General features: G+C 61.8%; 17 protein-coding genes. 9 read left to right on the top strand and 8 right to left on the bottom strand.

Annotated elements, in window-relative coordinates; all coding sequences use genetic code 11:
• Positions 1 to 984 (top strand): glycosyltransferase family 4 protein (locus WCA85_RS00485; RefSeq protein ID WP_424061003.1); only part of this gene is annotated, 984 nt, incomplete at its 5' end.
• Positions 985 to 1,080: 96 nt separating this feature from the next.
• Here the strand turns inward: WCA85_RS00485 and WCA85_RS00480 are convergent.
• Positions 1,081 to 2,253 carry an acyltransferase family protein gene (locus WCA85_RS00480; protein ID WP_424061002.1) on the bottom strand — a complete coding sequence of 391 codons (1,173 nt, stop codon included), beginning with the start codon at positions 2,251 to 2,253 and terminating at the stop codon, positions 1,081 to 1,083.
• Positions 2,254 to 2,536: 283 nt separating this feature from the next.
• Between WCA85_RS00480 and WCA85_RS00475 the strand changes: the two genes are divergently transcribed.
• The gene (locus tag WCA85_RS00475) at positions 2,537 to 3,226 is read left to right on the top strand and encodes a phosphatase PAP2 family protein (RefSeq protein WP_424061001.1); all 690 of its coding nucleotides are present in this window, start codon (positions 2,537 to 2,539) and stop codon (positions 3,224 to 3,226) included.
• A gap of 199 nt (positions 3,227 to 3,425) precedes the next feature.
• Here the strand turns inward: WCA85_RS00475 and WCA85_RS00470 are convergent, their stop codons facing one another.
• The 3 genes from WCA85_RS00470 to WCA85_RS00460 all read right to left on the bottom strand — a co-directional run bounded on the left by WCA85_RS00470 (position 3,426) and on the right by WCA85_RS00460 (position 7,410).
• On the bottom strand, positions 3,426 to 4,481 hold the full coding sequence (locus WCA85_RS00470) for an acyltransferase family protein (RefSeq protein WP_424061000.1): 1,056 nt from the start codon (positions 4,479 to 4,481) through the stop codon (positions 3,426 to 3,428).
• A 121-nt stretch (positions 4,482 to 4,602) separates the two neighbouring features.
• Entirely contained in the window at positions 4,603 to 6,075 is a 1,473-nt protein-coding gene (locus WCA85_RS00465; protein ID WP_424060998.1) for a flippase, read from the bottom strand.
• Positions 6,076 to 6,162: 87 nt separating this feature from the next.
• On the bottom strand, positions 6,163 to 7,410 hold the full coding sequence (locus WCA85_RS00460; protein ID WP_424060996.1) for a glycosyltransferase family 9 protein: 1,248 nt from the start codon (positions 7,408 to 7,410) through the stop codon (positions 6,163 to 6,165).
• Positions 7,411 to 7,708: 298 nt separating this feature from the next.
• On the opposite strand from WCA85_RS00460, the gene WCA85_RS00455 reads away from it, so the two are divergent.
• On the top strand, positions 7,709 to 9,499 hold the full coding sequence (locus WCA85_RS00455; RefSeq protein WP_424060995.1) for a serine aminopeptidase domain-containing protein: 1,791 nt from the start codon (positions 7,709 to 7,711) through the stop codon (positions 9,497 to 9,499).
• A gap of 43 nt (positions 9,500 to 9,542) precedes the next feature.
• Here WCA85_RS00455 and WCA85_RS00450 read toward each other — a convergent pair whose 3' ends face one another.
• Positions 9,543 to 10,307 carry a hypothetical protein gene (locus tag WCA85_RS00450; RefSeq protein WP_424060993.1) on the bottom strand — a complete coding sequence of 255 codons (765 nt, stop codon included), beginning with the start codon at positions 10,305 to 10,307 and terminating at the stop codon, positions 9,543 to 9,545.
• 363 nt (positions 10,308 to 10,670) lie between these two features.
• Here WCA85_RS00450 and WCA85_RS00445 point away from each other — a divergent pair, with 363 nt between their 5' ends.
• The 6 genes from WCA85_RS00445 (at position 10,671) to lepB (ending at position 17,064) form a co-directional block, all read left to right on the top strand.
• Positions 10,671 to 12,248, top strand: coding sequence for a mannose-1-phosphate guanylyltransferase/mannose-6-phosphate isomerase (locus WCA85_RS00445; protein ID WP_424060992.1), 1,578 nt, complete (start codon positions 10,671 to 10,673; stop codon positions 12,246 to 12,248).
• A complete protein-coding gene (locus WCA85_RS00440) occupies positions 12,220 to 12,771 on the top strand; it encodes a flavin reductase family protein (protein ID WP_424060990.1) in 552 nt (183 codons plus the stop codon). Before WCA85_RS00445 ends, WCA85_RS00440 begins: the two co-directional genes overlap by 29 nt.
• 363 nt (positions 12,772 to 13,134) lie before the next feature.
• Positions 13,135 to 13,854: a FadR/GntR family transcriptional regulator gene (locus WCA85_RS00435; RefSeq protein WP_424060988.1), complete on the top strand. Its 720-nt coding sequence runs from the start codon at positions 13,135 to 13,137 to the stop codon at positions 13,852 to 13,854.
• 87 nt (positions 13,855 to 13,941) lie between these two features.
• Positions 13,942 to 15,093, top strand: a complete 1,152-nt coding sequence (locus WCA85_RS00430) for an acyltransferase family protein (RefSeq protein ID WP_424060986.1) — start codon at positions 13,942 to 13,944, stop codon at positions 15,091 to 15,093.
• Positions 15,094 to 15,316: 223 nt separating this feature from the next.
• Positions 15,317 to 16,288, top strand: coding sequence for a Gfo/Idh/MocA family protein (locus WCA85_RS00425; protein ID WP_424060985.1), 972 nt, complete (start codon positions 15,317 to 15,319; stop codon positions 16,286 to 16,288).
• An 83-nt stretch (positions 16,289 to 16,371) separates the two neighbouring features.
• Positions 16,372 to 17,064 carry a signal peptidase I gene (gene lepB, locus WCA85_RS00420; protein WP_424060984.1) on the top strand — a complete coding sequence of 231 codons (693 nt, stop codon included), beginning with the start codon at positions 16,372 to 16,374 and terminating at the stop codon, positions 17,062 to 17,064.
• Positions 17,065 to 17,134: 70 nt separating this feature from the next.
• Here lepB and WCA85_RS00415 read toward each other — a convergent pair whose 3' ends face one another.
• From WCA85_RS00415 to WCA85_RS00405, 3 genes are all read right to left on the bottom strand, one after another.
• Complete coding sequence (locus WCA85_RS00415; RefSeq protein WP_424060983.1) at positions 17,135 to 17,794, bottom strand: amino acid ABC transporter permease; 660 nt, start codon at positions 17,792 to 17,794, stop codon at positions 17,135 to 17,137.
• 144 nt (positions 17,795 to 17,938) lie between these two features.
• Positions 17,939 to 18,736, bottom strand: a complete 798-nt coding sequence (locus WCA85_RS00410) for a cystine ABC transporter substrate-binding protein (protein WP_424060981.1) — start codon at positions 18,734 to 18,736, stop codon at positions 17,939 to 17,941.
• A 101-nt stretch (positions 18,737 to 18,837) separates the two neighbouring features.
• A partial coding sequence (locus tag WCA85_RS00405; RefSeq protein WP_424060980.1) for a quinone-dependent dihydroorotate dehydrogenase occupies positions 18,838 to 19,704 on the bottom strand: 867 nt, incomplete at its 5' end.

Below are 19,704 nucleotides of genomic sequence, written 5' to 3'. Positions count from 1 at the left end.
GTACGGGCGTTCGCGGCCCCCCAGGCGCGGCTTGGGACACGGCTGTGGCAGGCACGTTCGCACTCGCGCGCGCTCAAAAGGGCGCGCGTGCCGGACGTCGTTGCAACACACTTCGCGCTATATGCCGCGCCGATGGTGGGCGTGTTTCGAAAAGTGCCGCGCGTGGTGCATTTTCATGGCCCGTGGGCCGATGAGTCAGTGCAGGAAGGGCGGCGCTCGGTCTCCGGTGCGGTGCGGCAATCCCTCGAGCGCTTTGTATATCGCGGTGGCACACGTCATATCGTGCTCTCGAAGGCGTTCGGACACATACTGCACACGCAGTACCGCGTAAGCGAGGACAGTATTCGTGTGGTGCCGGGCTGCGTCGACGTTGCACGTTTCGATACCGGGTTGACCAGGCGCGAGGCACGCGCAAGGCTCAACCTGCCACAGGACCGGCCGCTGCTGTTTTGCGTGCGGCGCCTCGTGCGTCGCATGGGGCTCGAAGATCTGATCGATGCCATGTTCGTCGTCAAGCAGGCGGTGCCGGACGTATTGCTGACGATTGCAGGCACCGGACCGCTTGAGGCGCAACTGCACGCGCGTATCGTCGCGCGCGGCCTTGCCAGTCACGTGCAATTGACGGGTTATGTGACGGATGACGATCTGCCGCTCTGGTACACGGCGGCGGACGTGACTGTGGTGCCGACCGTGGCGCTCGAAGGCTTCGGCTTGACGACGATTGAATCGCTCGCTGCCGGAACGCCGGTACTCGTGACGCCGGTGGGTGGCCTGCCGGAGGCCGTCGCGCCTTTGTCGCAGGATCTGGTTCTGCCGTCTGGCGGCTTTCACGCGATCGGCTGTGGCATCGCCGACGCGCTGCGAGGCCAACGGACCTTGCCCGATGCGGCTTCCTGTCGTACCTATGCGCTCGCGCGCTTCGATCAACCGGTTGTGGCGGCCCATGTTGCACAGGTCTACCGCGAAGCGATTGACGCGTTCTAGTCCATCAATCTTCCCTGTGCTGTGATTCATGCTGGAGACACGGTGCGGCTTTGCGCCGTGACCTGCATGCATCTGCAACGCCGTGTACGGCGCGTCTCAGTCGCGTGACGGTTGTTCGGCAACGGGAGTCAACAGGCTCTGAGTGGCGCGCACATTGCGCTGCTTTTGAGCCAGGCGGTTGAACAGGTCGCGGAACGGCTGCTCGATGAACCGGTACGTCAATCCCGAGATCACAATCAGCGTGGCGATGTAGACCGCCAGAATCACGAGTCCGTTGCCCACGCCGGAGATATGTCCCACCGAATGACCGAACAACTGCAGCAGCGCCGGGTGCATCAGGTACAGCGAATAGGAGCGTTGACCTAGCAGCTGGGCCGCTTTGCTCTTGAGTAGGTGAGCAGCGAACCCGCGATCGGTGGAAAGCGAAAGGATCAGAAACGCGAAAGCAAGCGGGAAAGCAAGCGCCAGAATCGGCACACGGGCGACGAGCGCAAAGAGACTTCCAACTACGAGCAGCGCGCAGATCTGCCAGCGGGTTTCATGCAGCCGGACATGTCTTGAGGCGTAGAACGTCAGACAGCCGAGAAAGTAAGACCCAATGCATCGTGCCATTCCGAAGTCGTAGGTGATATCCAGGCACGCAAGCTGCGCGACGCAATGATGGACGAACAGACTCGCCCAACTGGTGACCAGAAAACCCACCACGCTCAACACCATAAAGAGGGCGAGTCTGGCGCGTCCCCGCAGCACAATGCAGAGGCCCGCGAACACCAGATAGGTGTAGAACTCCGCACTAATGCTCCAGCTTGCGTAGTTCAGGATGGCCTTGTCGAACATGCCGAGACCATGGGTCATCGTCAGGGTTGCGACGATTTCGGGGCCCGTCGGCAGGTAATAGGCCAATGCGTCCGGGTTTTGAAACATGCCCTGATGACCGAGCGCGACCAGCCCATGCTTGGCGAGAACGAACGCGTCTGGAATGAGCACGAACGTCGCGGTCGAAAATATCAGCAATGGAAACAGACGGCCAAACCGGCGGATGGTGAACGTCGCGAAATCGCTTCCGGTGTCGAGCCGGTCCTCGTACGTGGAGCAGATGACATATCCGCTCAGGACAAAGAACAGGTCGACAAAGAGGTAACCGTACGAGATGAATGCAGGGAACGCGAGGCCAAACGGAAGAAACAGGTTGAAGTGATACAAGGCCACCAGCATGGCCGCTAACCCACGCGCGCCTTCGAACGAACTGATCATGGAATGTTGGCGCATGAATCTCTCTCGAATGGGCCGCTTTTACTCCCGTTCCTCTCCCGCAACTGGCTCTCGCCATGACGCATCGAGAGGGAAAACCTGATGACAGCCTTGGCGTAGCGTGTAGATCTAATTGTGCCAGCCGGACCGGGGAGGTGTTTGTGCGTCCGCGCACTCATGAGGACTGCTTGCTCGTTGTGGCGATCGTATCCTTGCGCACAATCAGCCGGCAGTGACCTTCTTATACTTTGGGAGCCAGCAAAAATAAAACTTCGAAAATAATAATCTCCACCCCAATATCATGAATCCTTTCGATCGTAATATTCTAGCTTTCCTAAGTAATATCGGAGCGAATTCACCTGGGATTAACCAGACGATCATCGCTTTGGATATGTCTTATTCATTGCATCTCATCCCACTAGTCCTCCTGTGGTGGATCTGGTTCCGCAATGGAGCGTCGGCAGCCCGCGATCGCGAGATTGTGGTATCAACCATCCTGGCGAGCTTCGCCGCGCTGATTGCTGGACGAGCGCTGGCGTTTTGCCTTCCCTTCAGATTACGTCCCTTTGCCAATCCGGACCTGGGATTGAAGTTCCCCATCGACGCGGCGACGCACGCGTTGCGTACATGGAGTGCCTTTCCAAGCGATCACGCGATGCTGTGGTTCGCATTGGCGACCGGAATCTATCTGGCATCGCGGCGGCTCGGCATCGTGGCGCTGATCTACGTGGCTCTGGTGATCTGCCTTCCGCGCGTGTATCTCGGTCTGCATCACCTGACTGATATTTTGGGCGGCGGCGTGATCGGCGTGGCCATATGTCTGGCACTCAATAGCGCAACGCTGCGCTCCCGCGTCGCCGCTCCGATTTTGGGTTGGGTGGGCAGGCACGAAGCCTTTTCTCATGTCACGATTTTTCTGGTCGGTTTCGAGCTGGCGAGTCAGTTCGACGAGTTGCGGGTTTGGTGCGGTCTTGCGCTGAGACACCTGTAGCCATGCGGGTGGCTGGGCTGGCCGTGCCAACCTAGCCGCCAATCCAGCGGCAGGCGGTGCTGCGCACCTGGCGATTGGGCAAGGCAGCCGCGTGTGGAGCGGTTCAGCGAAGGCGGGACGCGACGCACCTGACGAGGTAACTGCTCTTAAGAAGGTAAGGCGCGTTACAACCACCCGTGCCCCAGTCCCCTTTGCGACATCAGGCCGGATCGGCAGCGGGGGATATCGTTGATACCTGCGCTGGACCGGTCACCTTACGCGCCCTCACGAAGCGGGCACGCGCCTCGTTCGCGGGGCGGTCGATCAGTAGCGTGATCATGAGCGAAACTCCATAGGTGAAGATGAGCACGCCGCCCAGGTATGCGCCCCGCACCAGGTGAGATTTCGTCGCGAGTTCCGGGAAATAGAACGAGACGATCAGGTCTGGTATCCAGTGGAAGAGATAAACCGAGTAGGACAGATCCGCCATCAGCTTATCAAGCGCGCCGCTTGCATTCTTCACCGTACTCAGCACGAACGGCACGGACACCAGCGTAACCGCCACATTCAATGCCTCGTTGTACGTGTAGAGCGGACCCGGATGCGCGCCGACGATCAGCGCCGAGCGCAGATCTGGCACGAGGAGAAAGGTGGCTAGCAGCAGCGACAGCGCAATCAGCGAGCCGATGGCGCAGCGCTTGTCGAAGATGAACGCCGGGTATTGTGCAGCCAGCAAGCCAATCAGAAAGAATGGCAAGTAACTGCCGAGCGTGGTGTAGCTGTAGGCCATGGCCGTCGCGACACAGCCCGCGATTACAACAGCGAGCGTAGCGACAGGCCTACGTTTCATCGCCACCAGCACGAACGGCGCGAGGAGATAGAACTGGAGCTCGATATCCAGGGACCACGCGGGTAAAAGCGGATGAAACGTGGAGGTGTGGTAGCCAAGCAGGATCACACTGGAGATCATTCCCCAGTTCGGCTTGACAGGGGGAAAGTGACCGGGCGGCGGGAAGATCGAGGGCAGCAGGAGGAAGATCGCGCTGGCGATTGCGCTGCATAGCAGAAACACCGGTGCCAGCCGCCAGATTCTGGACGCAACGAACGTCAGATAGGGATTCCTGGTGCGCCGATACTTGTCCTCCCACATGCGGTAAACCCAATATCCGCTGAGGGCGAAGAAGAGATAGACCGCTGCGTGTCCGAGCGCGAGACTGCTGTAGTGGTAGACGACGACCACCGTGGCCAACAACAGGCGAAAGAGTCCCGGCCCCATCACTGCCCCCCATAGAACAAGTTGTCATTGTCCTTTCGGGAAGTGGTGTCTGTATGTTCAATTTCCCACATCCGGGGCGAAGAACTGTGGCGCGTGCAATGGCCCTCTGAACATCGGCTATTTATGCACGCCGCCAGCGGTACGGAAGCCTGGATGACAGCGCGTGCAATACACGGGCACGCCAGCCGGGATCCGCGTGCAACGCCCAGACCAATGATGCGCTGGTCAGCAGAATCCACGACAGGCTGCCCGCCGTCGAAGGCCACGGAAACAGCACGGTCGCAACGAACGCAGCGACAACGAGCAGCCCGGGCGTGAACAGGAAGCGTGTCACGCCCACTCCTAGTCGCGCAGCCCAGAAGAGGAGTGCAGTTTCGAAGACGTAGCGCAGGCTGAACACGAGCGCTGCGCCCACCAGTCCAAAGTATTGCAGGGCGAGCCACAGCGCTACGATATAAGGCACCAGTTGGGCGGCATGAAATGCCGCGACCAGGTCGGGGCGCCGGACCGCGGCCAGATGCGTGCCGGGAATATGGGCGATGGCGTTGATCCACACGCCGATCAGAAGCGCTTCGCCAACCGACCTGCTACTCGCGGCAAATCCGGAGCCTAGCCATACAATCAGAAAAGGGTGCATCAGAAAGATGCCGAAGACGATGGGCGGTGTCATCAGAATGGTGAGCCCGCGCGTCGCGCTGATAGACAGTGCTACGGCATCCTCTGTATCGATCGCGGAGAGTCGCGGAAACAAGGTGCGTGAGAAGACCCCGGGCACGATCCGGGCGCGCACGGCTAACGTGAGCGGCACCTGATACCAGGTGACGGCCTGCGCCCCAAGCACGCGGCCAATCACCAGCCGGTCAATCGAGTCCAGCAACGGGAAAATCAGGTTGCTGACCGTCACCCATGCACCGTACGAAAAGAGTGGCTTGATGCACCGTCTGTCGGGGCCGGCGGTGAGGGTCAGCGGGAACACCCGATACACCACCACCACCAGTATCAACAGCGATACCGCACTGCCGATGATCGCAGCAGGAATCACGTACTGCAGCTCCGGCTTGAGCAGGATGGCGGCAACCAGCGGCGCGATCTGGAAAATCAACATGCCGGCGAACTGGGCCGCGTTGAGCGCACCAAACTGCTCGCGCCCCGCGAGTGCGCCGGTAAACACGGCAGTGACTGTCGCGAGCGGTACCGCACAGGCAATCCACGGCATGGCCGCGCTGACTTCGGCGTTGATCTCGGGGGCAATGTGAAACTGCGCAAACAATAGATGCCCGACCGAATACAGGATCAGGCCGCCGAGTACCCCGAAGGCGGCGTTCATCAGGAGGGCGGTCCACATGACCGACTCGCGTTCGGCAGGTGATGCCTCAGAGAGCTGTGCGATCCGGTTCGATGTCGCCGCCGACAGACCCAGATCGAAATAGCCGAAATAGCCCTGCAGCATCCAGACAATAGCGAGCACGCCGTAGCGCGCAGCACCGATATGCCCGAGGTAGAGCGGCACCGTGACCAGTGAGACGATCATCGGCAATGCGCTTCCCAGGAAGTTGGCGATGGCATTTCGCTTCAGGCTGGGCTTGGCGGTCATGGTGTGGCGCGGGATAGTGATTCGATGAGGTCGTTACGGCATCAGTGACACGTTCGACGATCCGGCGATCGTGCCTGCCGGGGCCCGTCAAGTCTGTGGTGAGCCGAACAAAGCGAGCGGGGCCGAAGGTGACTTCACTGCGTGGGCGGCGTCCCGCTGCGGCCAGTCACGCGCTCCAGACTCGCTGATACGCAGTTCCAGTGCGTTCAACACCGCCTCGACGACCTGATGGACCGTGGGCCAGCTAGCCGCGCCGGTCCCTGCTACGGGCATAGTTGGTCCGACGCTACGGTACGGCGGCGGATAGCCCCACAAGGCGTCGTGTGCTTGCGTATCCGCGAGTGAGCCGCCAAGGACCGCCACGGTGGGGCGGTGAAATGCGGCTGCCACGTGCAGCAGCATGGACGAATTGGTGAGAACAGCGTCCGCCTGCTCGGCGAGCGCGAAGGTGCTTCTGAGCGAAGTCTGTCCGACCACGGAGCGGACTCGCGCAATGCCGCTTGCAGCGGCGATCTGCGTGGCGCGTGGCTCATCCGCGGCGCTGCCTACTATCAGTATTTCCAGATCCTCTTGCTTGCCCGCGAGCGTCAGCGCGAGTTCGCGAAGTGCCGTGCCGAGTGCCTGCGCGGACCATGTTTTGTCCGGCAGGCCCGCCGCGCATCCCACCAGCAGACGTAACGGCTTGCGCGATGGACGAGGTGTGCCTTGCCAGAGTTCAGTAGCCTGCGCGCGCTCTGCATCGGTGAGGTACAACTGTGGACGCGCCTCCGGCAGATCCGTCGCGCCTAGCAATTCGGCCTGTCTGAGCGCTGCGCGCGCGACATGTACGTCGAGCTTAAAGGGGATGTGGGCCTGGCAGGCGCTCCAGCCACCGCGATAGCCGCGTACTCCGACCCGGTAGCGTACGCCCGCACGCAACATCAACATCAAACCCATGTGGCTGCCGAGCACGTCGATCCCGACGTCGAAGCCGTTGCGCTTGCGTAGCGCCGCGACCTGCGTGGCTCCCCAGATATAGCGCAGACCGTCGGTCAGCGACTGGTTTCGCACCACCTTGTTGTTCCAGGGCGCATCGATCTGGATGATCTCATCGACAAAGGGATTGTTTTCAACGACGGCACGGCCCCATCCGCCGATTCCCGCGATCAGGCGCGTCGTGGGAAAACGCCGTCGCAACGCCTCGAAAACCGGCGTGGTGGTCAGCAGGTCTCCAAAATCGTTTGGACGCAGCACCAGGATTTCCCGCGGTGCCTGGCGGACGGGGTCAAACCCGGAAGGGCGAAACTGGCTGACTGCCCAGAGTGGCATCTCCAGTAGTGCTCCTTTCCATCCCATGTCTGGCTCCTTCGGGTTGCGAAACAATGGCCTGCGTTGCGCCTGTGAGCGCGCTGCGTTTCGGACGATTGCCCTGATTGTGCCGCTTTGCCGCGCCGCAATATGTTGGCGGGCGTACAGATATGCGGACGATGGTTTGGTTAAATCCTGACGAAAGCTGGACGCATGCGGAGCGCTGCCTGTTACCGCAGTGTCACTGCAGTGTCACCGTTGCAGCGCAATTGCGGCGTGACGCCACCACAGGCCACTTTCCACACCGAACTGGATCATGTCGCCACACAAGCATAAGGACCTCCCCATGAGACCGGTCGTTTTCGACGGCTGCTTCGGATGGCTTCATCCGGCAGAAGGGCGCCACGGTGTGGTCTTGTGCAGTCCCTTTGGCTACGATGAGTTGTGTACTCATCGCGGTTGGCGCCGACTGGCCGAGCGCATCGCGGCTACGGGTATGCCGGTGCTGCGCTTCGATTACCCAGGTGCCGGCGACTCCTTGGGTACTGAGGAGGATCCGGGTCAGGTCGAAGCGTGGATCGAGAGCATCGTCACGGCAGTGCGCAGGCTGCGGCAATGGACCGGCGTCACGCAGGTGTCGCTTTGCGGATTGCGCCTGGGTGCGACGTTCGCCGCGATCGCCGCACAACGTCTGGGCGACGTGGATGGACTCGTAGTGTTTGCGCCGGCGTTGTCGGGCAAGAATTATGTGCGTGAGTTGCGCGCGCATCGGCAGGGTTGGCTGAGCACCGAGGCAGGCGCGGCCGCCGAACCGATTCCCGAATCGGCGGCTTACGTCGAGGCGTTTGGGTTCGGCTGGCACGGTGACGATATCGCCCGACTTTGCGCGCTCGATCTCCGCACCGACACGAGCGCTCCCGCGCGCCGCGTGCTGTTGCTGGATTCGAGTAACGGCGCGCGCGCCACGTCGCTCGCCGAACAGTACGCCGCGAATGGCGTTCAGGTCGAGCGACAGGGCTTCGACGAGTCGGACCGCTTCATGCTCGAGGCGCTGTACAGCGAGGAGCCGGTCGAAGCATTTGCCGCAGCGACCCGCTGGCTGGCAGCGGAACCCGCGCCACCGATGCTCGCGGACAGCGGCGTTCATGCGTTACCGCAAGACCTGCCCACCCTCAGACTCGCGCAGCATCGTGCCGTGGAGCGTGCGGTTGTCTTCGGCCAATACTTCGGCATTTACTGCCAACCCGATGTGCCGCGCGCTGGTGCCCCGGCCGTGCTGCTGTTCAATACCGGCGCAAGCCATCATATCGGCGACGGCCGTCTCTTTGTGACGTTTGCACGCAGGCTCGCAGCCCAGGGCATCGCATCACTGCGCATGGACCTGAGCGGGCTGGGCGAGAGCACGCCTGTTGCCGAGGTCGTCACACTTGACACGATCTATTCGGACCAGGCCAGTGTCGACGCGATGGCGGGCGCGGATTGGCTGGTGGCGAACGGCCATTCAGGTGTAGCGACGTTCGGCGTGTGTGGTGGGGCGTTTGTCGGCTTGCACGCGGCTGCGGCGCATCCTGCGATTGTCGGCTGCTTCAGCGTGAACGTGCAGAAGTTTGTCTGGGATGAAGCAGCCCGTGTGGTGCCTGGCGTGGCCTCGACTCGCGTGTTGCGTCGCTCGGCAGTGAGTCTGGAAAAATGGAAGCGTGTGCTGCGCGGTGAGTCTTCTTTGGTGCCCGCCGCGTTCGAACTGACGCGCCGGATGCGACGCCGCCTGTTGCGGCGCATCGTGGAGCTGATCGACAACACCACTGGGCTTACCATCGCACCGTCCGAGGTGCAGCGCCTGATGCAGCGGCTCAATGCAAAAGGCGTGCATGTGCAGCTTCTCTATGGCGATTTCGATCTCGGGCTCGACGAACTGAAGATCCAGTTTGGCGCGAACCTGAGTGGGCTGCGGCGGCTCTCACGTCTCCGTGTGGTGACAATCCCGCACCTTGATCACGTGCTGTTCACCGCTCAGTCGCGCGAGTCCGCTATGGCGGAGGCACAAACCTGGCTGTACGAATGTTTTATCAACCCGCAGACCACAAAGGTCGAGGTGCGAGGCCCCGTTCCGACTGGCGCGCCAGGCGTGATCGGATAGACGGCGCAATCAGACGATGCGGCCCGAAGGACCGGGCCGCGCCTTACATCCAGATCCAGGGCGCAACGATCGACATGACGTTGCGCAGCAGGTACTTTCCGCGACCACGCAAGTGATAGCCGGCACCGTCGGCGCCGCGGATCCCCACGAGCTTGGGCGTCTTTCTGAACCGGTACGGACCCGCGAAGCGGGTCTCGGTCAGATGCTCGCGCATCAGATGTTCTGCCGTCACTGGGCGTCCATCAGGGTCATCAATCAGCTTTGTATACACCTGGCTGAGATACTGCCGGTACGAGGCACGGGTCCATGCCATCAGGTACAGATCCATCCAGCCTTTTTTTGGGTGATCGCGATAGTTGCAGTACAGGGCAGATTTTCTGGGCCGCGTGTCGATGATGGCGTGCAGATTCTCGACGATATAGCGTCCGGTGATTTTCCAGATCATGTCGTCGTCCTGAGCAGCCTGGATGGTGCGCGATGTCGTCATGGCGTGTTCGACCATCTTGAACTCGCCATAGCCGCGCCCATAGGTGGGGGGGAAGTTATTGCCCTCGAAGCTCAGGAATTCAACAGCATCCGCGGCATTCATGCGGCGTGCGATGTTTTCGAGCGTCGACAGGTCCGAGCCGGAATTCTCGCAGAACACGATTCGTTCGCCGGGGCGCCGGATGCGCAGGTAATGCTCGAGGGCCAGTTCGTAATCGCGCAGGCGCCGCGAGGGATCGGTATAGCTCAGGTTGTTGATGCCCTGAAGCGGTGTGATCGTGGCTGTCAGCAGCAGGATGTGCCGCTCGATAGTGTCGCTCATGCTGTGGCCCTTGCCCGTTTTACGCGGTGCTGTGGTTCATGGACGGCGCTGCTGGTTTGCAACAGGCACGAGTGCTGCGCGTCCCTTGCGTCGATAGCTGTCACATTCGAATATAAACAGCCCGTTCAACCGATTCCGTTCGTTAGCCCACCCACCCATTCGGCGCCGCAGGCGGTGGTCCATACACAAACCACCTGGCAGACGAGCGAGTGCCCATCAACGCGCGCTTTACGGGCCGCCAGTGTGGTCCCACGAACAGAGCCGTAGTGCCGGGATTTGTTTCAATGAGGCCTTGACGTATCGCGGTAGCGCTTCGCGTAGCGGATCGGAAATGCGGGTTGCACCGCGTCTGGAGAACGGCAGATGAACGATTTTGCTTTGCCCGAGTTGCTTCGACCCAGCATCAGCGGCGAAGCGGTGCACTGCCGTAGCGTGGTCCCGATCATTCTCGCAGGCGGTGCCGGCACGCGGCTATGGCCGCTGTCGCGCGAGCATGCGCCCAAGCAATTGATTGGCCTGATGGGCGAGGAGTCGCTACTGGAAGCGACCCTGCGCCGTCTCAGCGGCCTGTTCGCCGGTACAGCCCAGCATGAAAGCGCTGGGCGATTCGTGATCACCGCGCCGTTGGTCGTATGCAGCGAGGAAATGCGCCTGCAGACCATGGAACAGCTGCAGCGTTGTGACGGTGCCGCTCGCCTGATGCTTGAGCCTGTGCCGCGCAACACGGCGCCGGCCTTGACGGCGGCCGTGCTTGCAGCGAGACGGAGCGCCGCTGATGACGATGACCCGGTGCTGGTGGTGATGCCCGCGGATCATCTGATCAAGGACCGGGCCAGCTTTGCCGCGGCGCTCGAGCAGGCGGTCGCTCATGCGGCAGACGGTGCATTGGTCGCGCTGGGTGTGCCGCCCGGACATCCCGAAACGGGCTATGGCTACATTCGGACGGGCGTTGCTCTCGGCGCACATGGTGCGCGCCGGATCGACCGCTTTGTCGAAAAGCCCGCTCAGGAGCGGGCTGAACACTATGTTGCCTCAGGCGAGTACTGGTGGAACAGCGGCATGTTCGTCGTGCGTGCCTCAGTCTGGCTCGCCGCGATTGCCGCCTGCCATCCGGCGGTACTGGCCGCTTGCACCGAGGCCTTCGAACGGGCGTCATCTGACAGCAACGGTGCGATTCATCTTGAGCGTACGGCGTTTGCCGCTTGTCCCTCGGATTCGATCGACTACGCGGTGATGGAGCACATTGGTGCTGGCGCAACGGTTTCGGGCGTGGTGGTGCCGCTCGTCGCCGGCTGGTCGGACGTCGGCGCGTGGGATGCGGTGTGGCAAGTCTCGGACAAGGACGCGAGCGGCAACGTCACGCGTGGCCGGGCGCTGCTGGAGCAGGTGACCGATAGTTTCGTGCATGCGGAGGGCCGGCTGGTGGCCTGCGTCGGGGTGACCGGCGTGGTGGTGGTCGAAACTGCGGACGCCGTGCTGGTTGCCGCCAAGGATCGCGTCCAGGACGTGAAGGCGATCGTCAGCAGTCTCAAACAGTCGCGCAGTGCCGAGGCGCAGGAGCATCGCAAGGTGCAGCGGCCGTGGGGCTGCTATGACTCGATCGATCGCGGCGAGCGTTTTCAGGTCAAGCGCATCGTCGTGAAGCCGGGCGGGCGTCTGTCGTTGCAGATGCATCATCATCGCGCCGAGCACTGGGTGGTGGTGCGAGGCACGGCACGCGTGACCCGTGGCGAGGAAAGCTTCCTTCTTTCAGAAAATCAGTCGACCTACATTCCGCTCGGCGTCGCGCACCGGCTTGAAAACCCGGGCAAGACACCGCTTGAAATCATCGAGGTGCAATCGGGTGGCTATCTTGGCGAAGATGACATCGTGCGCTTCGACGATCAATACGGCCGTACTCAAGGGGGAAGCGATGAATGCCCGGATGTTGCCAGTCAGTGAAGTAGACGTCGTGGCCGATGTGCCGGACGCGCCTCCCGCTGGCTTCGACGAGCGAAGCTTCCGGCGCGCGTTGGGTCGTTTTGCAACCGGCGTGGTGGTGATCTCCGCGGGCAGCGGCGAACGCCTGCACGCAATGACCGCCAACGCGTTCATGTCGGGCTCGCTCGAGCCGCCGCTGATCGTTGTCTCGGTGGGGCGGCGTGCGCGCATGCACGAACGCCTGATGGACACATCGCTGTTTGGCGTGAGTGTGCTCTCGCATGAACAGGAACTGCATAGCCGGCATTTCGCGGGCGATCTGCAGGACTCCCTTGCACCCAGTTTTGCCGGAGTGGAAGGGCTTCCAGGGGTGGTCCTGCTTGAGCATGCGGTCGCGCGCTTCGCGGCTCAGGTGGTGGACCGCCATCCCTGCGGCGATCACACGCTCTTCATTGGCAAGGTGCTGGTGTTCTCGCTCGACGAGCAGGCCCCCCTGGTTTTTTTTGGCGGACGATATGCGTCGGTCGCCACCGCTCACTGTTGAGCCGGTCCAGATCAGGGCCGGCCGTCGCCGATTCGCGGCCAACCTGTTGCGCGCAAATCGCAGCCACCTACCGCGTCTGTTGCAAATTGTCCATTCGAATTCGCAGCGTGCGTCGTCGCACGATGCAACCTTTTTATCCACCGCATGCTTATCACGCAAGTTTGCCTATGGCATCTGCAAGGGGCGTTACATGAACGAAACAATTCTTCAGAGGGATAACCCTGTTAGGACGTTTCCCATCTGGCGCATCTGGTTTTAACCTAGCACCGTATGGATTAGTACAAAAAATAACAACAGAAAATACCAAGAGGGCTGCTTATCAACAGGCGATGCGGGAGCGAAACACCGCACGGGGAGGACGTCATGGAGCAAGGGCATAAAGATAGCTCACTGGTCAGCAAGGTGATGGAGGGGCTTGTCACGGGTATCGTCGAAGAGAAATACGGCGCCGTGCTACCCCCTCAGGATGTACTTTCGAAGGAGTTCGACGTCAGCCGTACGGTGATGCGCGAAGCCTTGTCGATGCTGCTCGCGCGCGAAATGCTGGACGTGCGGCCGAAAATCGGCACGCGTATCCGGCCGATGCGTTACTGGCGGATGATCGATGAGGAAGTGGTGAGCTGGCGTTTTCGCGCGAAACCCGATCCGCTTTTTTTGCGTGACGTGATCGAATTCCGTGCGCTGATCGAACCGCGTGCGTGTGCCCAGGCCGCGGTGCGCGGCTCGGCTGCCGACATTACCGGCATCCGCGAAGCATTCGATGTGTTCAAGGCGATCCGGCCTGGCGAGCCGGGGTATCAGAGCGCCGATGAACTGCTGCACACGCGCATCATGGAGGCAAGCGGCAACCAGTTCTTCCAGCAGATGGCGGCGATCATTCGCGGTGCGCTATCAGCGTCCAATCCGATCGTCACCGCACGCGAGAGCAACTGGGAAGCGGTGCTGCTCACGCATGGCCGCGTGGTCGAGGCGATCGAGCGGCGTGACCCGAAGGAGGCCGAGGCTGCGTCGATTGCGATGATCGACTACACCGCCGAGGAGATCAGCCGCGCCTTGTCGATCGATCCTCTGGGCCACACGTGACGCGAGGGCGCGCGGTCAGTGTGACATCGCGCACAGACCGCGCGGGCCTGATCGCCGATAGTGACGGGAGACCTTCGAGGCCCCGTCATGTACAAATCACTTCAGGCTTGCAGAGGAATCGCCGCGCTGATGGTCGTGTTCTATCACGCGCGCGGTGCGATTTCGCTGCCGAAGTACTTTGGCACGTCAACGTTTGGTGACGCGTTTGTGTTTGGCGGTGGGGCCGGCGTCGATTTTTTTTTCGTGCTGAGCGGCTTCATCATTATCTGGATTCACGCAAAGGATTTCGGCCAGCCGCAGCGCCTGGGCGCGTATCTGATGAAGCGCGCGATTCGAATCTACCCGACCTACTGGATCATTTTCGGCGCTGTATGCGTTGCCGCCATGGTCGTGCCGGCGCTGCGTCAGACGCTGCCTAGCGACCCGTGGATGCTGCTCAAGGCGCTGCTGCTGGTGCCGGAGGGTCCGCCGGTGGTGGGCAGCACGGGCGCGCCGGTCATCACGGTGGCGTGGTCGCTGCAATTCGAGGTCCTGTTTTATGCCTTGATTGCGCTGGCGATCGTATCGCCGCGTGCAGGTTTTCTTGCAGTCGCGCTCTGGGCCTTCAATTTCGTGAGGTGCGGGTACGTCTGCACTTTTCCACTCAATTTCTTTGCCAATTTCCGGATCGTGCTTTTCCTGCTCGGGGGCCTCGTTGCGTGGCTGTGTGCCGCCACCACCTCGATGCCTGCCGCGCACGCCGCGGTGAATTTGCGTGGGCAGGCGCGGCTCGCGCCGTGGGTCGATCGCGTGGCACTCGCACTAGGCGTGTCGTGTTTCATCGCGGGGGCGACGTGGGAGACGCTAGGACATGATGACGTCAATATCGGCCCGCAGTACGTCATCGTGTCGATGCTAACGGTCTTGTACGGTCTCGGCAGTGCCCTTGTGATATTCGGCGTCGTCAAGGCCGAAGATCGCGGCACGGTGTGGGGCGGGCAGGGGGCGTTGCAGATTCTTGGCGGCGCGTCGTATGCGCTGTATCTGATTCACTATCCGCTCGTGAGCCTCGTGGTGAGGGTGACGATCTGGTTGGGCATGCACGGCGCAGATGGCGCAATGCTGGCTTTTGCGCTCGCCGTGTGTGCATCCGTGGCGCTCGCTGTCCTGTTCCATCTTCGCGTGGAACGGCCAATGTTGCGCGTACTCAATGCATGGCGCTGGCCGATGCCCGGTGCGATCGGCAACCGCAGAGTCTGATCTGCGCCAGGGACATGCTTATCCCCGGGCTCAGGTGGGGCTAACCTGTAGTATCAGTGCTGACCATGCTCGCGGCTACCTGGTCCGATCTGTACCCCACGCTTCGCAAAACGACGTGGCCCAGTGCCCGCGTAAGCCGTGGTATCGTCCTTCTCCTTTGATTTCGATAGCTGCCCTAGACACGCGTCGCGTTGCGGCGCACGGCGGCATGAAGGAGCGCACCATGAACACGCTGATCCGTTGGGGCATCGTCGGCACCGGCCGCATTGCCCGCCGTTTTGCACAGGGCCTTGCGCACGTGCCCGCTGCGCAACTGGGCGCGCTCTGGTCGCGCCGCCCGGAGCCAGTCGCCGCGTTCGCGCAGGAATTCGGTGGCGTGGCGTGTCCGAGTTTCGAGGCGCTGCTCGCAAGCGATATCGACGCGCTCTATATCGCCACGCTGCAGGATAGCCACGTCGACTATGCGATTGCCGCGCTCGAGGCGGGCCTCCACGTGCTGTGCGAAAAGCCGGCCACCATCAATGCAGTGCAACTCGAACGCGTGCTTGCCGCCGCCCGCAAGGCACAGCGACTCTTCATGGAAGCCATGAAGCCGCCGTTCTATCCGCTGTATCGCGCTTTGCGCGAGCATCTGGCCACCGATCCCATCGGTGAGGTCGGTCTCGTGCGCGCCGGTTGCTCGGCCGCGAATGTGCCGCCTGACCATCCATCGTTTTCCTTCGAACATGCAGGGGGCGCGCTGCTCGATATCGGTATCTATGAGATGTTTCTCGCCGTCGACTGGCTGGGCGCACCGCTTGAAGTGCAGACGCTTGGGCGGCTTGGATCGACCGGTGTCGATACGTTTGCGAGCCTTAATAGCCAGCACGAACGCGGTATCGCGCAACTGTTTTGCGGGCTCGATCTGTACGGCAAGGGCGACGCGCTGCTGCTCGCGCCCGGTGGTCACGTGACGATTCATGAGAACTGGTGGAATCCGGCCCGCGCCACGGTCCGTTACGCGGACGGTCGGGTCGTCGAACTCGACGTGCCGTTCGAAGGCGGCGGCCTCAACTACGAGACCGCTCACTTCTGCGAACTGATCCGCGCGGGCCAACTCGAAAGCCCGTTGATGCCGCACGCCAAATCGTTGCAGATGATCGCCATGACCGATGCCGCGCGCGCCGCGCTGGGGTTGCGCTTCACGGGGGAGTAGCCCCGGCAGTGGTACGATTTGCGCGGGCGCGCCAGGATGGCGCCGTCCAAGCTTTCGATTACCTTCCGCTGGAGCTGTCTTTGATGCGCATGCTTGCAAAATTGTGGCGCGACAACAAGAGCCTCGTCGCGTTTCTGGTCCTGATGGTGCTGTTCCGCAGTGCGATTGCGGACTGGAATGTCGTGCCGAGCGGCTCGATGCTGCCGACCATCCGTGAGGGCGATCGCATTCTGGTCGACAAGATGGCCTACGATCTGCGTGTGCCGCTTACGCACATCGCGATTGCGCATCTGCATGATCCGCAGCGTGGCGACATCGTGACGATCGATTCATCGGCGGCGCACGAGCTGATCGTCAAGCGGTTGATTGGCCTGCCTGGCGACAGTGTCGCAATGCGCGACAACGTGCTGTATGTGAACGGCGTGCGGGCGGATTATCAGCCGCTGAAGTTGGCGCCGCTGCCGGGCGATGCGTCCTCACGAGGCGACTATCTGGCCGAGCGTTTCGATGGCGTCGCGCATATCGTGCGCCTTTCGCCCGATGCGCCGAGCCCGCGCAATTCATTTGGCCCGGTGATCGTGCCGGCTGATGAGTATCTGATGCTGGGCGACAACCGTGACGACAGCGCCGACTCGCGTTACTTTGGCTTCTTTCCGCGCAAGGAACTGATGGGTCGCACACGTCGCGTCGCGTTCTCGCTTGACCCCGATCACTTCTACGAGCCGCGTTTCAAACGGTTCGGCGCACGGCTCGATACGCCGCTTGCGGCACGCTGAGCGCCGAACACCGAGCGTTCAAACTTAAAAGTTCGAGCCGGGACATGGGGCGGCCTGCCTGTCCCGTCGCTCAATGCCGCGTCGGCAGTGCGAGCCTACGCTCGTACCAGTGCTGGAGCCATTCGAGCACCTGGCACAACACCCAGTAGATGGCGGCTGCGGCCAGATAGAGCGGCAACGGCTGATAGGTCGATGCGATCACTTCCTGCGCGCTGCGCAGCAGTTCGGTCACGGTGATCACCGACACCAGCGAGGTGTCCTTGATCAGGCTGATCAGGCTGTTCGACAGGCTCGGCACGGCGATACGCAACGCCTGCGGCGCAATCACATAGCGCAGCGTCTGGCGCCGCGACAACCCGAGGCTATAGGCGGCCAGCCATTGGCCGCGGTGAATGCCGAGGATCGCACCGCGCATGCTCTCCGACAGATAAGCCGCGACATTGGCCGATAGCGCAATCACACCAGCAGGTGTCGGATCGAGCGAGATGCCCAGGCTCGGCAAGCCGTAATAGATCACGAAGATCTGCACTAGCAGCGGCGTGCCGCGCATCAGGCTCACGTACACGCGCGCGATCCACTTCAGCACCCGGTTGTGGCTGATCCCCATCACGGCCAGCACGCTGGCGGCCAGCAGGCCGAAGACCATCGACAGAACTGCGAACTTGATCGTCAGGAGCGCGCCTTGAGCGAGGACCGGAAGCGATTGGATGAGCAGGGAAGTGGTGGACATGGGCGATGGAGGTCGTGCGCATCGAAGCGCACATCATAAACGGGTCCGGAAGCGGTGATCGTAACAGCAGGGGCGTTCACACGTCGCGGCAATGAAAAAGGCGGCACCGTCGCGATGCCGCCTTTCGTGGTACAGCTGGCGCTATCAGTTCGAGATAGGCTTGGTCACGTCGATGCCGAACCATTTGTCCGAGATCTTTGCGAAGGTGCCATCGGCTTCGAGCTGCGTCATTGCGTCGTCGATCGCCTTGGCGAACTTCGGATTGCCCTTCTTGAACGGAATGCCCGACGGGTTGGCGGAGCCGACCAGCGCACCGGTGCGCAGCGGCAGCGGCGAGGTCTTCAGCAGATACGCAAGCATCAGGCGGTCATTGAGCGCGGCGTCCAGACGACCGGCAGCAAGGTCGGCCAGGTACTCGGGCGCACCCGGATAGGTCATCACGTCGATGCCCGGCACCGACTTCGCCATGTCCATATAGTTCGTCCCCAGCCCCACGCCGAGCTTCTTGCCCTTCAGGTCGTCGAGCGACTTGAACTGGCGTGTGTCGTCCTTACGCTGGATCAACTGGGCAGCCGAGAACGTGTAGCCCGGCGAGAAATCGACCGCCTGTTTGCGGGCGTCGGTAATGCCAACCTGATTGACGATCACGTCGTACTTGCCCGCCTGCAGGCCGGCGATGATGCCGCTCCACTCGGTAGTGACGAATTCGGGCTTGACGCCGAGCTTGGCCGCCACGGCTTTGGCGATATCCACGTCGAAGCCGACCAGCTCACCATTCGGGGCCTTGGAGTCGAACGGCGGGAACGTGCCTTCGAGGCCGATGCGCAGCGTGCCGCGTTGTTTGACTTGATCCAGCAGATCATCCGCATGCGCGGTGAGCGCGGTGAACGAGGCGCCGATCAGACCGGCGACCAGGAGTTTTTTCAGCGAGCCAAATTTCATCGTATGCCTTCTTCGTGCTTTTATGCCCGTAAAGGGCGGTTTGAACAGGCGGCAAGGATAACAAAACAGACTATTAAAAGTTAAATATTGTTTGTTTATACCTATATTATCCGCGCCAGCGCTTGAGCGCACTCGGCCACCAGCGCGGGGCCACGGTAGATAAAACCAGTGTACAACTGCACCAGCGCGGCGCCGGCCGCGAGTTTGGCGCGCGCGTCCTCGCCGGAGAAGATACCTCCCACGCCGATGATCGGCACCGTGTCGCCGACTTCGGCGCGCAGCTTGCGGATCACTTCGTTGGAGGCATCGAACACCGGCTTGCCCGACAGACCGCCGGTTTCCTCCGCATGCGGCAGTCCGGCGACGGTGCTGCGCGAGAGCGTCGTATTGGTGGCGATCACCCCTTCGAAACGGTGACGCAACAATGTGTCGGCGATCGATTTGATCTGTTCGTCGTCGAGATCGGGGGCGATCTTCAAGGCAAGCGGCACCATTTTGCCGTGCAGGTCGGCGAGGCGCTGCTGCTTGTCCTTGAGCGCGCCGAGCAAGGCGTCTAGCTCGCCCGCGCCTTGCAACTGGCGCAAGTTCTTGGTGTTGGGTGACGAGATGTTGACCGTCACATAGCTCGCAAACGGATACACGCGCTCGAGACAGTACAGATAGTCTTCCGCGGCGCGCTCAATTGGCGTGTCGGCATTCTTGCCGATGTTCAGGCCGAGCGTGCCGCGATAGCGCGCGGCCTGCACGTTCTTCACGAACTGGTCGACGCCGGCGTTGTTAAAACCCATCCGGTTGATGACCGCGCTGGCCTGCGGCAGGCGGAACATGCGCGGGCGCGGGTTGCCGGGTTGCGGACGCGGCGTGACGGTGCCCACTTCGATGAAGCCAAAGCCGAGCGCCGCCAGGCCGTCGATACACGCCCCATCCTTATCCAGCCCGGCAGCGAGACCGACCGGATTGCGAAAGCT

Origin of the sequence: Paraburkholderia sp., from assembly GCF_049581445.1 — a bacterium.
GTDB lineage: Bacteria > Pseudomonadota > Gammaproteobacteria > Burkholderiales > Burkholderiaceae > Paraburkholderia.
Note: the sequence above shows the minus strand (reverse complement) of the source record. Positions and strands in the feature narration are given on the sequence as shown.

Excerpts from the sequence above, each read along its gene's own strand:
- WCA85_RS00425 (WP_424060985.1), top strand. The coding sequence starts at position 15,317 with ATGAACACGCTGATCCGTTGGGGCATCGTCGGCACCGGCCGCATTGCC.
- WCA85_RS00415 (WP_424060983.1), bottom strand. The coding sequence starts at position 17,794 with ATGTCCACCACTTCCCTGCTCATCCAATCGCTTCCGGTCCTCGCTCAA.
- WCA85_RS00465 (WP_424060998.1), bottom strand. The coding sequence starts at position 6,075 with ATGACCGCCAAGCCCAGCCTGAAGCGAAATGCCATCGCCAACTTCCTG.
- WCA85_RS00440 (WP_424060990.1), top strand. The coding sequence starts at position 12,220 with ATGAATGCCCGGATGTTGCCAGTCAGTGAAGTAGACGTCGTGGCCGAT.
- WCA85_RS00450 (WP_424060993.1), bottom strand. The coding sequence starts at position 10,307 with ATGAGCGACACTATCGAGCGGCACATCCTGCTGCTGACAGCCACGATC.
- WCA85_RS00410 (WP_424060981.1), bottom strand. The coding sequence starts at position 18,736 with ATGAAATTTGGCTCGCTGAAAAAACTCCTGGTCGCCGGTCTGATCGGC.
- WCA85_RS00460 (WP_424060996.1), bottom strand. The coding sequence starts at position 7,410 with ATGGGATGGAAAGGAGCACTACTGGAGATGCCACTCTGGGCAGTCAGC.
- lepB (WP_424060984.1), top strand. The coding sequence starts at position 16,372 with ATGCGCATGCTTGCAAAATTGTGGCGCGACAACAAGAGCCTCGTCGCG.
- WCA85_RS00435 (WP_424060988.1), top strand. The coding sequence starts at position 13,135 with ATGGAGCAAGGGCATAAAGATAGCTCACTGGTCAGCAAGGTGATGGAG.
- WCA85_RS00480 (WP_424061002.1), bottom strand. The coding sequence starts at position 2,253 with ATGCGCCAACATTCCATGATCAGTTCGTTCGAAGGCGCGCGTGGGTTA.
- WCA85_RS00430 (WP_424060986.1), top strand. The coding sequence starts at position 13,942 with ATGTACAAATCACTTCAGGCTTGCAGAGGAATCGCCGCGCTGATGGTC.
- WCA85_RS00475 (WP_424061001.1), top strand. The coding sequence starts at position 2,537 with ATGAATCCTTTCGATCGTAATATTCTAGCTTTCCTAAGTAATATCGGA.
- WCA85_RS00445 (WP_424060992.1), top strand. The coding sequence starts at position 10,671 with ATGAACGATTTTGCTTTGCCCGAGTTGCTTCGACCCAGCATCAGCGGC.
- WCA85_RS00470 (WP_424061000.1), bottom strand. The coding sequence starts at position 4,481 with ATGGGGCCGGGACTCTTTCGCCTGTTGTTGGCCACGGTGGTCGTCGTC.
- WCA85_RS00455 (WP_424060995.1), top strand. The coding sequence starts at position 7,709 with ATGAGACCGGTCGTTTTCGACGGCTGCTTCGGATGGCTTCATCCGGCA.